Source organism: Pseudomonas sp. MWU12-2020, from assembly GCF_023100605.1.
Classification (GTDB): domain Bacteria; phylum Pseudomonadota; class Gammaproteobacteria; order Pseudomonadales; family Pseudomonadaceae; genus Aquipseudomonas; species Aquipseudomonas fluorescens_H.
Window position 1 is genome coordinate 18,833 of sequence record NZ_JALMEX010000008.1, and the last position, 14,994, is coordinate 33,826.

Genomic DNA, 14,994 nt, shown 5'->3' on the forward strand with positions numbered 1-14,994 from the left:
ATGGCAATTTAGTGTTGGCGCTCCTCGGAGCGTCATCAAACAGTCATCATTCTGTCGTGAAATAAAGGACTGGGAGCGTCTCTTCAAGCAAGAGCGCTCCCGGTCCTTTTTTTATCGCCAGAGATAGCCATGACCACGACCGAACAGCTGAGTGCCTTGAGCTCGATCCTGACTCAAAGCGGTTTGCACAGTCTGTTCCAGCCGATCATTTGTCTTTCCGAACGTCGTATTCTCGGTTACGAAGCCCTCACCCGTGGCCCGTCCAACAGCCCTTTGCACTCGCCTATCGCGTTGTTCGCCGTGGCCCGTCAGGCCGGTCGTTTGAGCGAACTGGAAATTGCCTGCCGCCAGTCTGCCTGTCGTCGTTTCAACGAGCAGCAATTGCCGGGCAAGTTGTTCCTCAACGTTTCACCGGAATCCCTGCTTGAAGCCGCGCACCAACCGGGGCGGACCCTGCAACTGCTGCAGGACTTCGGTATTCCACCAAGCCAAGTGGTGATCGAACTCACCGAACAGACGCCAATCGACGATTTCCAGTTGCTGCAAACCGCGCTGCATCACTATCGGGCGATGGGCTTTTCGATTGCGCTGGATGACTTGGGTGCCGGCTATTCGAGCTTGCGTCTATGGTCGGAGCTGCGCCCGGATTACGTGAAGATCGACCGCCACTTCATCGACGGCATCCATCAGGACGCATTGAAACGCGAGTTCGTCGGCTCGATCCTGCAAATCGCCAAGGCGTCACGGGCACAGGTGATTGCCGAGGGGATCGAGTTGCCAGAGGAACTGGCGGTGCTGACCGAGATGGGCGTCGATCTGGTGCAGGGTTACCTGCTCGGTCGCCCACAGGAGCATCCACCCCGCGATGCCCGGGCCCTGATGCCCAAACACGACAGCAGCGCCGTGGCGCTGAACGACGAGGGCAGCGACCTCAGCGCCCTGCTCAACGACCAACCGGCGGTGCATCGCGACACACCGACCGCTACCGTACTGGAAGCCTTCCGCCGCCAGGCCAATCTGAACTCACTGGCGGTGCTCGATGAACAGGGCCAGCCGTGCGGCATCGTCCATCGCCATTCGCTGTCCGACGCCTTGCTCAAGCCATTTGCCACCGACCTGTTCGCCCGCAAGCCGATCAGCCGCCTGATGAACGACGACTTCCTCGCCGTGGAGATGAGCCAGTCGCTGCAACAGGTCAGCCGCCTGATCACCAGCCGCGCCCGGCAACGCATCGAAGAGGATTTCATCATTACCCTCAACGGCGGTTATCTCGGCCTCGGTCGGGTGATCGACGTCCTCAAGCTGATCACCGAACTGAAAATCCAACAGGCGCGATACGCCAATCCACTGACCCTGCTGCCCGGCAACGTGCCGATCCAGCAATGCCTGACCCGCCTGCTGCAACAGGGCCGCGAATCGATCATCTGCTACGTCGACATCGACAGCTTCAAACCCTTCAACGACATCTACGGCTACGGCCGTGGCGACGAAGTCCTGCTGTGCCTGGCGCAATGCCTCAACGAACGCGTCGACCCGTCCCGCGACTTCGTCGGCCACATCGGCGGAGACGACTTCCTGCTGGTGCTCGGCCCGGAAGACTGGCGCAAACGCCTCAACCAGTTGCTCGACGACTTCCAAAGCCAATGCCGCCGCTTCTATCGCCCGGAACACCTGGAAGCCGGCTGCTTCATCGCGCCGAACCGGCAGGGGATTCGGCAGGAGTTTCCGTTGCTCTCGTTATCGATCGGCGTCGTCCACTTGCACCCCACGGCTTGCGCAGAACTGGATGCGAGTCAACTGGCGGAGATGGCTTCGCAGGCGAAGCATCATGCGAAGAATGTTCCGGGGTATAGCGTGCATGTGATTGATAGCCTTAATGCCGCCGCCCTTCATCAACCGCAACTGATCGGCCAACGCTGATTCCACAGACAATACAGATCCCTGTGGGAGCGGGCTTGCTCGCGAAGGGGGCAGTAGTATCACTCCAAGATTCATCTTCTAGTTCCGGCTACCACGTCGAGCAGTCTTCCTGACTGGCGAGGTATAACTCATCAAACCAGACTTCGGAGAGAATAGAGTACACGTGCTCAAAAAAACTCCTGGGATCTTTCATTTCATTCCAGCCAAGTGGAAGCAATGAATGAGAGAAAGGATCATGTTTAAAAACCTCAGAAAGCTTACTCGTTTCTCCATCCAGAGCCTCACCCAATACAAAAAACAAGACAAATTTGTGCCGATGAGTCAAACTCGAAAATCTTTTCACAATAAATTTATAAATTAGTTCCGCTCTATCTGAAGGACACTCAGGATCGAACTCCGCCAACTCCGCGCCCAGCGTCTCCTCGCGATCGTATATATCAAACCCGCCAAGAAAGTGCTTCAACTTAGGGCTGTATGGAACGTCAAGATAGGGATGCATCAACATCAAACGTGCTCCACCGGATATAGAGCGAAGGGTTGCAATGTTTCAAAGTCAAATTTCATTTCAAACCCATTCATCTTTTGAATGTAACGGGGTTCTAATGGATCTGATGGGTTAGGTTCGTATCCTTCCCCCACATTTTCGGCTGCCATTCTCACAACCAAATTACCCATGCTGTCTTCTCCCGTGAATCGCGACATCTTCCGTGCTTCTCTTGTCATCGCTTCGTTTAAAGCATTCAACTGCGCTCGATGGGATAAAAACCGCGAGCTATAAACACCTCTAAACATCTTCCACCTGCCCCCCTAACTCAACTCATTATCGAAAAACAGCAAAAACACAACTTTCAAATTAAGGATCCAAACTCTATAAAATTTTCCACCTTGGACATCAACCATTAGAAAACCGATCTCGAAAAAATCAAGCCCCACAAGAGTTAGAGACGATGAATCGCTTTAAGGGCTAATCCAATTCATATAAAAAAATCGCTGTTCATCTGGATCGTTTGTTAAATCCCGATCCTCATAATCAAATATATATACAAGATCATCTAAAGAGGGTTCTTTACCAACCACTAGTTCGTATGCTTTCAGTCCAAGAGACATTTGAGAAGACATGCTTGACGGATGAACATTTATTTTCGCCCCCTTGCAGCAAAAGGTTAACTCTGGATTATCTTTCCTCAACAAAGCGAAACATTTGTAAAAATCACACCCAAAATAAATCCGCTTACACCCACTTTCACAAATGAATGCTATTGATATTTCCTCACGATCACAAATCAGGTCAAGCTCTCGACTTTTATTACCATCTAAAATTTTAATTGTAGCTACAAACATTGATTTCATTTGTCTATTTTCCTATGCGGATTTGGAATGGAATAGCCAAACTCCTTACCATCATCAATAATCAATGTAGCACCGAGGACATCCTCCCTCCTTATCCTACCTGGGATTGCAACTTCCTGCTCTTTACTAAAATTATAGGCTGTTCCTAGCTCTTTTTTAAGATCGCGACCTGGAATCATTCTAAGTGTGTAAAGGAACCCTGGCCTTGTGAAGTAGCTTGTAGCGAATGCCTTTCCCATATCTCTCGAAAGAGATGTGCTAATAAAGTTACTAGGAGGAAAGTCGCTATCGATTGAGTGAAGAAATAGATCATTGCTATCTCCTTTACTTTTAAAACCGTGCTCAAAAACTTCCGAAGGATCTTTCGTATCTCCACGGTACAAATACGTATTTTTAATTTTCGCTGCGGGAGGAGAGGAAACAGCTTCCCCTCCAAGTATCTTTTTAGTCGGATCGTTTGATTCAAAAGACGGTTTGTTGCACCCCGCTCCTCCCGGACAATCATTCAACCCCAACGGATCCACCCACCCCGTCGGATTCGGCGTGTACTGGTATTGGTTCAACCCACCCGCCAACTTGATGGGATCCGGCGTCAGATACCGCCCCAACCGCGGGTCGTAATACCGATGCCGGTTGTAATGCAGCCCACTTTCCGCGTCGAAATACTGCCCCTGAAAACGCAGCGGCTGGTCGAGATAGTCCTCGCCGGCGAGGGTGATCGCCGCGACTTTGCCGTAGGCGTCGTACTGCGCCGACCAGACGATTTCGCCGCTGTAGTCGGTGAGTTCCTGCGGGGTGCCGAGGTGGTCGAGTTGGTAGTAGAACGGGCAGGCGCGTTTCGGGCCTTTGCCGTCGAGCAACGCCAGCGGGCGGAAGGTGCCGGGTTCGTAGACGTAGCTGCGGTGGTGGGTTTTGCTGCTCTCGGCGACGAGGTGGTCGCCTTGCCAGAAGAACTCAGTGCTCTGCCCATCGACGGTTTTGCGGATGCGTCGGCCGAAGGCGTCGTATTGATAGGTCGCGGTTTGGCCGTCGGGGCGGGTCAGGCTGATCAGGCGGTGTTGGCAGTCGTAGCGGTACTCGGTGACGAGTTGCTGGTCGCGGCCACGACGCTCGCGGATCAGGTTGCCGAAAGCATCGTAGTCGTAGTGCCGGTCGCCTTGCATCAGCAGGCGGTTGCCCTTGATCCGCGTGGGACCAGGGCGGTCCTGCATCAGCAGGTTGCCGGCCGGGTCGTGAGCGAAGGACTCGGGCAGTTCGTCACGCGAGTGGCGCACGCGGATCAAGCGGTCGAGGGCGTCGTAGGCGTAGGTGCGCTGGCCGTGACGGCTGTCGGCAATGTGCTCCAGATTGCCGTTGGCGCTGTAGGCATAGTCGCGGCGATACAGCGAGTCGTGCTGATGGCCTACAGTGTGGGCCAGTAAACGGCCCTGATCGTCGTAGGCATAGTCGCTGAGTAGCAGGCCTTGCTGGCGTTGTTGTTCGCGACCGCACTGGTAGACGTGGCTGGTCAGCCGCGTGCCATTGAGGTCGATGGCGGTCAGCGCACCGCCCTTGGCGTAGTGGTAATCGAGCTTGCTGTTGTCCGGCAGACGCTGGCGCTTGAGCTGGCCGCAGGCGTCGTAGGTGTAACGCAGGGTGCCCCAGCCCTGATGCTCGGTGATCAGCCGGTCTTGCAGATCGTATGCGAAGGCCAGTGGATGTTTCTGGCCGTCATCGACACCGGTCAACCGCCCCAGGCGATCGTAGCGGTAAGCCACCTGAACCCCGTCGGGCAGGGTTTTCAGCAGCAGACGCCCGGCCGCATCACGCTGGTAAGCGGTGACCAGCCTTGAGCCGTCATCGCCGAACTCGGTCTTTTCCAGCAGGTGCCCGTTGCGATCGTAGGCGTAAGCGGTGCGCCGGCCGTCGAACCCGGTTTCCTGTCGGATCAATCCGCTCGGCGTGTAGTCCAGTCGATACTTTTCCCCGGACTCGTTCTCGATTTCCGTCAGCAGCAGTTGCGCATGGTCGTAGCGGTATTGCACCCGCGTGCCGTCGGGATTGATCTTGCGCGAGACCAGGTGCAGGTCATCGTCATACTCGTAGCGGGTGATGCGCCCGAGTTCGTCGCGCTCGGCGGTAACCTGGCCATAAGCGCCGTAGCTGTAGGCGCGGGTGGCACCTGTAGGAAAGGTCGTCTGAACCAGTCGGCCAGCCGCATCCCACTGCTGACGGGTAATCGCGCCGTGTTCGTCGCTAGAGGTCGTCCGCCGTCCCAGCGCATCGTAGGAAAAACGCCGCACACCGCCAGCGGGCAGGGTTTCTTCGATCAGTTGGCCGAGGTCGTTCCAGACAAAAATGTGCCGACTGGTGTCCGGATAGCGGATCGACAGCAACTGCCCGCGAACGTTGTAGTAGTAATGGGTGACCTGGCCGTCGGGATCGACCGCTTCGGTGACATCCCCTTCAGCGTTGCGCCGGAATGTCCACACCGCCTCACCGCGAGAACGGCTGTGCAGGAAACCGTTGCGGTACTCGTAGGATGTTGGCTCGTCTTCCGGCGGAAGCAGCGCGATCAGCCGTCCGACGTCGTCGTAGCGGTATTCGGTGACCGCACCGAGCGCGTCCTGCTCGGCGATCAGCCGCCCCTGATCGTCATAGGCCTTGAGGTGCTCACCGCCATCGGCCTCGACCTTGCGCACCAGCCGTGCGCTGTCATCGTGGACGTAAACCTCTTCGGTGCCATCGACGTAATGCACCGCGACACGGCCGTCGTCGTCCCAGACATACCGCGTGTCCATCTGCGAGAACGACGCCCAGTGCCGCACGCAGCGCGAAGCTTTGCCGGCACGCTCCCACTCCCAGAAAAAGCTTGCGCCGCCGGTCAGTTGCCGCTGCAGGATGACGTGCTGATCGTCGTAGTCGTAACGCTCGCTGTCACCGACCTCGTTGGTCGCGGCCAACAAACGCTGGCGGGCGTCGTAGCAATAACTGACCAACGTTTGCTCGGTGCGCCAGCCATCGCCCCCAAGCACCTGGTAATCCACCGCTACCAGATGCGCCTGGTCGTAGCGCAAAAACAGCGAGCGACCTGCGCCGTTATCCAGGCGCTGCACACGGTCGGAATAATCGCGATTAACGGTCAGACGATTGCCATACGCATCACTGACCGCCGTCAGCCGCCCAGCCCGAAAGTGATAAAACCGCGCCGTATCCCCCGCCAGCGCGAGGATCAGTTCCTCCGGCTCATTCCCGAGAAAAATCGCCGCCCGCGACAGGCTGTTGTGAATCTGCGGCCGTTCAACGCTGGGCAACGGAAACCGCGTGCGGCGGTTCTCGTGATCGACCCAGACCACCACATCGCCATCAAACTCCAGCCGATGCGCCAGCGAATGACTCCAGCCAAACCCCAGCCCGACATCGATCTCCACCGCGCTGGTGCGGTACAACCGGGTGAACTCGAACGGCAGCAAACCATCGAGCGTGCCATCGCTCAGGGTCAGCAGTTCTTCGCCGGTGACCATCGACACCGGACAGCCGTTGGTGCAGGTCAGCGGCGCGCAATCGGCGCTGTCGCCGTTGGGGTTTTTCGCTTGATCGGGAGCGTTATCGTGGTGCTCGTTTTTCTTCAGGGCGGCATTGCGCTTCGCATCCCAGCGCAATTGCATGCGCCCCTTTTTCACGCCGGCGGCAATACCCCGCGCGGCAACGGTTTTGTACTGGTCGACGTAATGGATGAACGTGTTGACGATGCCAAAAATCGCCTTGACCAGGCGCTTTACAACCGACAGCAACTGGGCCGCGCGATCCGCCAGGCGCAGGGTCAGATAAGCGATCCCTGCGCCAGCCCCGACGAATGTCAACACAACGCCGATCAGCACATCGATCAGCACCTGCACGATCATCATCGACGCCGTTTCAGCGGTTTTGCCGGCGATCTGGCTGGGCGGCAGCATCTCGAGCCAGAGGCTCGCCGCACGCAACAGCAAACACAGCGCCGCTTCATCACTGACCAGCAACTGCAGTTTCTGCATGACATCCGGAGCTGATTCTGCGAGCCGGATCAGATCAGCCGCGCCGCTTCCCAGCCGCTCGGCAAATGCGCCTGGATCCTTGAGAATGTCCGACAGCATCCCGATGCTGTCCCACACCCCCTCGATCGCCGCCCAACTCCCGGAGAGCATGCCGTTGCCTGCCGCTGTCGCCACCGACTGCGACCACTGCGGCTTGAACCCCTGCCACTCGCTGCGCAGCCAGCCATCCAACTCACCGGTCAAGCCGTCGTAGGACTTGAACAGCGCCTTGATCTGCTCCGGGGTAACCTCGCTGTGCACCTGCACGCGATAGAACTTGCCTGGCGTACCGGTGAATGTTCCCCGGCCTTGCGCATCCAGTGCCACGGGCGAGGTTTTTTCATCATCCACCGCCACCACATCCACCACGATGTCGCCCAGCGGAATGTCGTACACCGACTCGAACTTGCTCTCGATCGCCAGCACTCCGCTCTTCGGGCACTGCACGACGCTGGAGGAAAACTCACTGTCGCCAGTGCTGACGGCGGTGACGCGATCGCCGAAGCGAATGATCCGCTCCATGCCCATCAGCGACGGCAGGTCGGCCGCGTGGCTGACCTGGTCGGCCGCGCGACTCAACCAATGCTCAAGTTGTTGGCGATAGAGGTCGAGGGTGTCGGGGAAGCTGTCGAGTTCCTGCTCGATGCGGCTGACGGCGTCCATCAGCGCACACGACGATGCGGGGTGGAATGAAAAACCGGGTCAAACATGAGCGTTCCCTCGCGCAGAAATTAGGCGCGGGGACTTTGCGGGGGATCAGCCAGGAAAGAAGTCAGGCGAGTAGGCGTTTGCTGTAGGACTAATCTGTAAAAAACAGTTACTACAAAACGTATAGCTATAAACGTAAACGTGGCGTGAGGTTTCCCTCACGCCACGTTTATCAGGCCGACACAAATGGATTTACTGGGTTTAATCGCGAGCGCTCAATTCTTTGAGTTTGAGTTCGGCCAAAGGGTGGCCGGCCTTGGCGGCCAAAGTCCACCAGCGCGCAGCCTCTGCTGGATCCGGCCCCTTGCTCGGGGTGCCTGCAAGGCAGATCACGCCGACCTGATAGGCCGCTTTGCCATCGCCGGCGAGTGCCGCCAGACGCAATAGCCGCACACCCTCTTCGCGGGCACCCAGGCCAACCCCGCGAAACGTCAGAATGTGCCCATAAAAGCTTTGCGCGCCAACATCGCCAAGATTGGCCATGCGCGCAAACTGCCCTTCGAGCCAGCGCCAGCCTCTGGGCTGGCGGACGAACCACGACCAGTGAAACAGCCTACGGGCCAACCAGTAACTGGCCGACGCCTTGAGTCGTAAGAACACTCAGGCCTCCGCCGATTCCGGGTACTCGTATTCGAAAACCCTGACCACTTCCGATGCATGCCAGGAAGCAGCCGCGACGCCATCGGAGGGCCCGGAAAAGCGCCCCAGACGCTCGACGCATTCAAAAAAACCGGTACGTGGCAAACGGCTGGCACCCTGGCTGATCACCAGCGAGCTGCGCAATGGCTGCTCGGCCTTGGCGTCCAGTGCAGCCAGATGCTCAAGTGCCGCGGTCAGCGTCTGCATCGCCGGCGTCGGCAGTTGCAAACGTTCGAGCAAGGCTCGATAGGTCAACAGATGGCGCTGCCTGCGCGCCTGATCCAGCTCCCCGAGCAATCCGTCCCAATGTTGACGACTGATGCGTACGCTCACGATTCATCCCTCCAACCCGGCACCGTCAATTCCCAGGCCAGGCTGCGACGAATCGCGGCGTCAGGTTGACGCTCGCCGCTTTCGATCATGGCCAGATAAGACGGGCTGATGCCTACCGTGCGGGCCAGCGCCTCGATGGCGATGCCCTTCCCTTCGCGCAAACTGCGTAGTTGATCCAGACCTGGAAGAATCGGGTCCGGCGTTGCAGCGGCCGGCGCTGGCGCCTGCTGCTGCTGCGGTGTTTCGTTGATGCCTGCTGCTTTCAGTAGAGCCTGATACTGAACCCATGGCAGAACCGCATATTCGGGTTCGCCATCGCGTGCAATTATCTGAATATCCATGACTACCCCGTAGGACAACAACACTTAGCGAGTCGGCACTTTTCCCTAGAAGTGTAATCCTAACAGCGGCCAAGGTCGCGGGGGGTATCTATCTGTATCCGGGCGAAGTGAATCAGGGCTTTTTCGGGCCCTGCAGCTGAAGTTGCTCGGGGGTATCAGGCAGGCGCTCGACCACCGCGAGCTTTTCCGGCTGCTGCCGGTTGCGCCAGAGCCGGAAAGCATTGAGCTCGTCGTCGAGAGTTTTCATCACCCAAGCCAGAACCGCGATGTCATCGAGCATGCCGAACACCGGGATGAAATCCGGGATCGCATCCACCGGACTGAGGAAGTACATCAGCCCTGCTACCACCGAAACCATGGCTTTCGGGCTGATGGCCCGATACTCGCCACGCCAGTAGGCCAGGCACAGTGCCTGGAGCAGACGCAGATCATCCTTGAGTTTGCCAAGACGATTGCCTTGCGCGGCACCTTTGCTCGCCACCGCGAACAACAGAGTCGGCAGACGCCCACGCGCCAGCAATCGACCGGCCAGGGGCAGAAATCGGGCGAAATTCCACGGCGCTTTCATCTATTTCTCCCGTTGAAATGTTATCCACACAAATTGTGGATAACCTTGTGAACAGAGCTGCATTTCAGCGCTGAAAGCCCCGTTTTATAAGGGCCGCGCTCAGATCGGGCGTTTTTTACTCACATAAAAAACCCCAATATTTCATTGACTTGGCAGCTCAGGGCGTCTAGCGCTGGCGGCCTCAATCTCTAGGACTGCTGCGAGCGCCATCCGTTCGCTCTGTTTACCGCCAGCTTCGTCCAGATGCAACAACGCCCCGCATAAGCGAGGCGTTGTTGGCGAAGCCGTTAACGATGCCTGTTACTTGGCAGCAGCGGCGTCTTCTTTGGCTGGATCCTTGATGGCCAGCAGTTCCAGGTCAAAGACCAGGACCGAGTTGGCCGGGATCGCCGGGCTTGGCGATTGCGCGCCGTAAGCCAGATCGCTAGGGATGTACAGCTTGTACTTCTCACCAACGTGCATCAGTTGCAGACCTTCAACCCAACCCGGGATCACGCCGCTGACAGGCAGATCGATCGGGCTGCCACGTTCAACGGAGCTGTCGAACACGGTGCCGTTGGTCAGCTTGCCGGTGTAGTGAACGGTCACTACGTCGGTAGGCTTAGGCTGTGGGCCGTCGGCTTTCTTGATCACTTCGTACTGCAGACCGGATGCAGTAGTGGTCACGCCGGCCTTCTTGCCGTTTTCTTCGAGGAATTTCTTGCCGGCAGCTGCCGACTCTTCGCTCATCTTGGCCATGCGCTCTTCAGCACGCTTCTGCAGCGCGGCAAAGGCTTCGACCAGTTCTTCGTCTTTCAGCTTCTGTTCTTTCTTGCCGACGGCATCTTCGATGCCCTGGGCTACCGCTTTGGAGTCCAGATCATCCATGCCTTCCTGAGCAAGGCTCTTGCCCATGTTCAGGCCGATACCGTAGGAAGCTTTTTGCGCCGGGGTTTTCAGCTCTACGCTGGTCTGCGAATCACAACCCGCGAGGACCAGGCTAACCAGGGCTACCGCCGCCGCCAACCGATGCTGTTTCATGCTATTTCCTTGTTCATGCGCCGAAAGGGCAATCGAGTAAAGCCGCGAGCTTATCAGGCCGCCACGACCAATGGCTACCGGCATGAGAGCAGGAAACGTCCGATAAGTTCAGGGATTAAAACGCATTCGGGAAAAGGGACGATGAAGCTTCTGTCATCTTGGCCCGACAAAGACTTATGAGACTTCCTACGACAGTTGGCGTAATGGCCACTTGCCGCACCCGCAGCAGCTGAGGCATAACAGCGCAACAACTCGACAAGGATGTTTATCTTGCGCCTCTTCTACCGTGTGCTGACCCTGATCATCGTGCTGCTGGGCCTGGGCCTGGCGGTGGTTTTGTACTACGTCGCCAACCCGAAATTACCGTTCTACTCCCCCGTCCAAAAGGTGCATTACCTGAACCAGTGGAGTGAAGAAGAACGCCAGACCTACTACTTCACCCCGCAGGGCACACAGGTCAAAGGCCTGCGTTATGAATGGTTCGAGGCGCTGGAATTGCCCTTCTCGCAGCAGCGTTTCGCGTCCCCGGAATACCTCGCACGCTTCGGCTTTCTGGTTGACCCGCAACAGAAAGCCACACCGAACAACCCTGGCAATCTGCCGGTCGGTTTCGCCCGCCATCGAAATCCCGGCGGTAACGAGCAATATCTCGATATCACCTGCGCCGCTTGCCACACCGGCGAATTACGCTTCAAGGACCAGGCCGTGCGAATTGACGGCGGTTCGGCGCAGCATGTCTTGCCTTCCAGCGTTCCGACATTGCGCGGCGGCAGTTTCGGACAGGCATTGGTCGCCAGTCTGACCTCGACTTACTACAACCCATGGAAATTCGAGCGTTTCGCCCGCAATGTGCTGGGCAATGACTATGAGGCGCGCCACGAGCAACTGCGCAAAGACTTCAAGGCGTCTCTGAACACGTTCCTGAAAGTCGCCTGGAACGACACTCACCGAGGCCTCTACCCCACCGAAGAAGGCCCGGGACGCACCGATGCGTTCGGCCGCATCGCCAACGCCACCTTCGGCGACGCGATCTCCCCCACCAACTACCGGGTGGCCAACGCCCCGGTGGACTACCCGCAACTGTGGGACATGTGGACGTTCGACTGGGTGCAATGGAACGGCTCGGCACAGCAACCGATGGCGCGCAATATCGGGGAGGCACTGGGTGTCGGCGCCACGTTGAATTTCTTCGACAGCAATGGCCAGCCGCTGCAGGGCGATGCCCGTTACGCCTCCAGTGTCCGCGTGCGTGACCTGCACAAAATCGAAGAAACCCTGCAACACCTGCAACCACCCGCCTGGCCGGAAGATGTCTTGGGTGCGGTGGACAAGCCACTGGCCGCCAGGGGCCGCGCGCTGTTTACCGAGAACTGCGCCGGTTGCCACGTGCCACGCAAGACTCAGGAGGGCGAACGCTGGGTGCAGCATTTGCACATGCTGCCGGTGGAGGTGATCGGCACCGATCCGAATGCAGCGACCAACATTGCCAACCACCGTTTCGACCTGACGCCGCTGCAATGGGATCTGAAGGAGCTTGAGCAGATGGATGTGAAGCTGCATCCAACGCCCAAAGAGCCATTGGATTTGAGCCAGCTATCGGTGGCCAAGGGCCTGGCTTACGTCACCGCATTCGTCGAAAACCGCGCTTATCGCGAGGCCGGTGTCAGCCCTCAGGAAAAGCCACAACTTGATGGCTTCGGTTTGCCGATCGGCGTGCGCGAAAAAGTCGCTTACAAGGCCAGACCGTTGGCCGGGGTTTGGGCCACCGCGCCATTTCTGCACAACGGTTCGGTACCGAGTCTTTATCAACTGCTGTCGCCCCAGGATGAACGCGCCACCACCTTCTATAAAGGCACTCTCGAGTACGACCCGCGCCACTTGGGGTATCGCACCGAGGCCTTTACCAACGGCTTTCTGTTCGACACCCGGATTAGCGGCAACCACAACAGCGGTCATGAATTCCGCGCCGGCGAGCGTGGCAATGGCGTCATCGGCCGACTGCTGCAACCGCAGGAACGCTGGGCATTGCTGGAGTACCTGAAAGTACTGGGCGGACCGTTGGAGGCTCAATTGCCATGATGATCAATTCGTACAAAAGACCGTCCATGCTCGCCCGCCTCTGGTTGTGGCTGGGACGCCTGCTCGGCAAAACCCTGCTGGCATTGCTGATTATCGGCCTGCTGGGCTGGGCCATCGCGAGCGCATGGTTCGCCTGGCAACACCGCGGCCCGGTGTCGGCGCAAGAACAGATTACCGCCGGTGAAGCGGCGATGACCCAGGATGTGATCCAGACGGCGGTGCGCATCGTCGATCAACACCGCGAAGGCACTCGCTACCTGCGCGACGCGCATGCCAAGGCCCACGGTTGCGTGAAGGCCGAAGTGACGGTGCTGCAGGAACTGGCGCCAGCGTTGCGCCAAGGCGTATTCAGCGAGCCGGGTAAAACCTGGCAGGCGATGATTCGCCTGTCCAATGGCAACGCCTATCCACAGTTCGACAGCATCCGCGACGCCCGGGGCATGGCGATCAAACTGCTCGATGTTCCCGGGAAACAGCTGCTAGGCGACCGTCAGGAGCGCCACGAACAAGACTTTGTGATGTTCAGCCATGCGAATTTCTTTGTCAGCGATGTCGCCGAGTATCGTCAGAATGTAGCGGCTCAGGCTGATGGCAAAAAGATCATGGCATTTTTCCCCGGCTGGGATCCGCGCACCTGGCAGATCCGCCACTTGTTCATCGCCCTGGCAACACTGTCGCCGCCACCGGACAGCCCGACAGGGACGACTTACTTTTCGGTATCCCCCTACAAATTCGGTGAGGCCAATGCGAAGTTTCGGGTAGCACCGGATCCTGATAATTGCCCGGCGTATGCCCTGCCCCCGCAAAACCATGACCTGCCGAACTTCCTGCGCAGTGCCTTGAATCAGCAATTGTCGACGGATCGGGTGCCGGCGTGTTTCGTGCTGCAGATTCAGCGCCAGGATGCGAACAGGTACATGCCGATCGAGGACACCAGCATCGAATGGCGCGAGCAGGATTCACCGTTTGAAAGCGTGGCGCGGATTACCCTGCCTGCACAGGACTTCGACACTCCGGCACTGAATCTAGAATGCGACAACCTGTCGTTCAACCCATGGTTTGGTATTGAGGCGCATCGGCCGATTGGCGGGATCAACCGCTTGCGCAAAGCGGTGTATGAGGCGGTGAGTGACTATCGGCATAGCCGCAATGCCGAACAGTAACAGTACCTGTGGTGAGGGGATTTATCCCCTCACCACAGCGGCAATGCAGAAATTATCAAATCGCAGACAGCAAAAAGCCCGCACTAGGCGGGCTTTCTGTGGTGACCTGGCGTTCAGTGGGTCCAGGTGACCGAATATGGCGCAGCGGACGGGACTCGAACCCGCGACCCCCGGCGTGACAGGCCGGTATTCTAACCGACTGAACTACCGCTGCGCGAAACGCTTGAAACGAATGGTGGGTGATGACGGGATCGAACCGCCGACATTCTGCTTGTAAGGCAGACGCTCTCCCAGCTGAGCTAATCACCCTTCGCTTCGTTACGGGGTGCATTATGCCACAAGTTTTCGTAAAGTGTTGATTTAATTGAAGTTTTTTTCAAAAAAATCCGAAAACCGGTGAAACGACACAACCCGATGGAACAAGGTACAAACGTGAGACAGAAAAAAACCCGCTTCAGCGGGTTTTTCCGTGGTGACCTGGCGTTCAGTGGTCCAGGTTACCGAATATGGCGCAGCGGACGGGACTCGAACCCGCGACCCCCGGCGTGACAGGCCGGTATTCTAACCGACTGAACTACCGCTGCGCTAAACACTTGAAACGAATGGTGGGTGATGACGGGATCGAACCGCCGACATTCTGCTTGTAAGGCAGACGCTCTCCCAGCTGAGCTAATCACCCTTCGCTTCGGTGTGGCGCGCATTCTACGGAGCGACCCAACCTCTGGCAAGCACTTTTTTAATTAATTTTCTCAGGCCTTCCAAAGGCTTAGAGAAGGGTTGGCCTATGACCCGGCGAAGACAATAATGCCCCCCTTTGTATA

Annotated in this window: 12 protein-coding genes and 4 tRNA genes; 3 read left to right on the forward strand and 13 right to left on the reverse strand. The window is 57.7% G+C overall.

The window, feature by feature from the left end:
• The first annotated feature begins 129 nt into the window (after positions 1-129).
• A complete protein-coding gene (locus tag M0814_RS18605) occupies positions 130-1,920 on the forward strand; it encodes a bifunctional diguanylate cyclase/phosphodiesterase (RefSeq protein ID WP_103483776.1) in 1,791 nt (596 codons plus the stop codon).
• Between the two features lie 88 nt (positions 1,921-2,008).
• Here M0814_RS18605 and M0814_RS18610 read toward each other — a convergent pair whose 3' ends face one another.
• The 9 genes from M0814_RS18610 to M0814_RS18665 all read right to left on the reverse strand — a co-directional run bounded on the left by M0814_RS18610 (position 2,009) and on the right by M0814_RS18665 (position 10,931).
• Entirely contained in the window at positions 2,009-2,425 is a 417-nt protein-coding gene (locus M0814_RS18610; protein WP_103483775.1) for a hypothetical protein, read from the reverse strand.
• Positions 2,425-2,595, reverse strand: a complete 171-nt coding sequence (locus M0814_RS18615; RefSeq protein WP_247868517.1) for a hypothetical protein — start codon at positions 2,593-2,595, stop codon at positions 2,425-2,427. Before M0814_RS18615 ends, M0814_RS18610 begins: the two co-directional genes overlap by 1 nt.
• A gap of 282 nt (positions 2,596-2,877) precedes the next feature.
• Positions 2,878-3,261 (reverse strand): hypothetical protein, encoded by a 384-nt coding sequence (locus M0814_RS18620; RefSeq protein ID WP_103483782.1) that lies wholly within the window; start codon positions 3,259-3,261, stop codon positions 2,878-2,880.
• Positions 3,262-3,266: 5 nt separating this feature from the next.
• Positions 3,267-7,985 (reverse strand): RHS repeat-associated core domain-containing protein, encoded by a 4,719-nt coding sequence (locus M0814_RS29185; protein WP_103483773.1) that lies wholly within the window; start codon positions 7,983-7,985, stop codon positions 3,267-3,269.
• A gap of 246 nt (positions 7,986-8,231) precedes the next feature.
• Complete coding sequence (locus tag M0814_RS18645) at positions 8,232-8,630, reverse strand: sel1 repeat family protein (RefSeq protein ID WP_103483772.1); 399 nt, start codon at positions 8,628-8,630, stop codon at positions 8,232-8,234.
• Positions 8,631-9,002 carry a hypothetical protein gene (locus M0814_RS18650; RefSeq protein WP_003223109.1) on the reverse strand — a complete coding sequence of 124 codons (372 nt, stop codon included), beginning with the start codon at positions 9,000-9,002 and terminating at the stop codon, positions 8,631-8,633.
• Complete coding sequence (locus M0814_RS18655) at positions 8,999-9,343, reverse strand: helix-turn-helix transcriptional regulator (protein WP_103483771.1); 345 nt, start codon at positions 9,341-9,343, stop codon at positions 8,999-9,001. Before M0814_RS18655 ends, M0814_RS18650 begins: the two co-directional genes overlap by 4 nt.
• Positions 9,344-9,455: 112 nt before the next feature.
• Complete coding sequence (locus tag M0814_RS18660; protein ID WP_025111971.1) at positions 9,456-9,911, reverse strand: YkvA family protein; 456 nt, start codon at positions 9,909-9,911, stop codon at positions 9,456-9,458.
• Positions 9,912-10,211: 300 nt separating this feature from the next.
• Complete coding sequence (locus tag M0814_RS18665; RefSeq protein ID WP_003223103.1) at positions 10,212-10,931, reverse strand: FKBP-type peptidyl-prolyl cis-trans isomerase; 720 nt, start codon at positions 10,929-10,931, stop codon at positions 10,212-10,214.
• Positions 10,932-11,201: 270 nt separating this feature from the next.
• Here M0814_RS18665 and M0814_RS18670 point away from each other — a divergent pair, with 270 nt between their 5' ends.
• Positions 11,202-13,010, forward strand: coding sequence for a di-heme-cytochrome C peroxidase (locus tag M0814_RS18670; protein WP_103483770.1), 1,809 nt, complete (start codon positions 11,202-11,204; stop codon positions 13,008-13,010).
• A gap of 26 nt (positions 13,011-13,036) precedes the next feature.
• Positions 13,037-14,173 (forward strand): catalase family protein, encoded by a 1,137-nt coding sequence (locus M0814_RS18675; RefSeq protein WP_177434743.1) that lies wholly within the window; start codon positions 13,037-13,039, stop codon positions 14,171-14,173.
• Between the two features lie 137 nt (positions 14,174-14,310).
• Here M0814_RS18675 and M0814_RS18680 read toward each other — a convergent pair.
• The 4 genes from M0814_RS18680 to M0814_RS18695 all read right to left on the reverse strand — a co-directional run bounded on the left by M0814_RS18680 (position 14,311) and on the right by M0814_RS18695 (position 14,852).
• Positions 14,311-14,387: transfer RNA gene (locus M0814_RS18680), tRNA-Asp, on the reverse strand.
• 19 nt (positions 14,388-14,406) lie between these two features.
• A tRNA-Val gene (locus M0814_RS18685) sits at positions 14,407-14,482 on the reverse strand.
• Between the two features lie 198 nt (positions 14,483-14,680).
• Positions 14,681-14,757, reverse strand: a tRNA-Asp gene (locus M0814_RS18690).
• Between the two features lie 19 nt (positions 14,758-14,776).
• Positions 14,777-14,852: transfer RNA gene (locus tag M0814_RS18695), tRNA-Val, on the reverse strand.
• Positions 14,853-14,994 lie beyond the last annotated feature (142 nt).

Excerpts from the sequence above, each read along its gene's own strand:
- M0814_RS18605 (WP_103483776.1), top strand. The coding sequence starts at position 130 with ATGACCACGACCGAACAGCTGAGTGCCTTGAGCTCGATCCTGACTCAA.
- M0814_RS18610 (WP_103483775.1), bottom strand. The coding sequence starts at position 2,425 with ATGTTGATGCATCCCTATCTTGACGTTCCATACAGCCCTAAGTTGAAG.
- M0814_RS18615 (WP_247868517.1), bottom strand. The coding sequence starts at position 2,595 with ATGGGTAATTTGGTTGTGAGAATGGCAGCCGAAAATGTGGGGGAAGGA.
- M0814_RS18620 (WP_103483782.1), bottom strand. The coding sequence starts at position 3,261 with ATGTTTGTAGCTACAATTAAAATTTTAGATGGTAATAAAAGTCGAGAG.
- M0814_RS29185 (WP_103483773.1), bottom strand. The coding sequence starts at position 7,985 with ATGGACGCCGTCAGCCGCATCGAGCAGGAACTCGACAGCTTCCCCGAC.
- M0814_RS18655 (WP_103483771.1), bottom strand. The coding sequence starts at position 9,343 with ATGGATATTCAGATAATTGCACGCGATGGCGAACCCGAATATGCGGTT.
- M0814_RS18660 (WP_025111971.1), bottom strand. The coding sequence starts at position 9,911 with ATGAAAGCGCCGTGGAATTTCGCCCGATTTCTGCCCCTGGCCGGTCGA.
- M0814_RS18665 (WP_003223103.1), bottom strand. The coding sequence starts at position 10,931 with ATGAAACAGCATCGGTTGGCGGCGGCGGTAGCCCTGGTTAGCCTGGTC.
- M0814_RS18675 (WP_177434743.1), top strand. The coding sequence starts at position 13,037 with ATGCTCGCCCGCCTCTGGTTGTGGCTGGGACGCCTGCTCGGCAAAACC.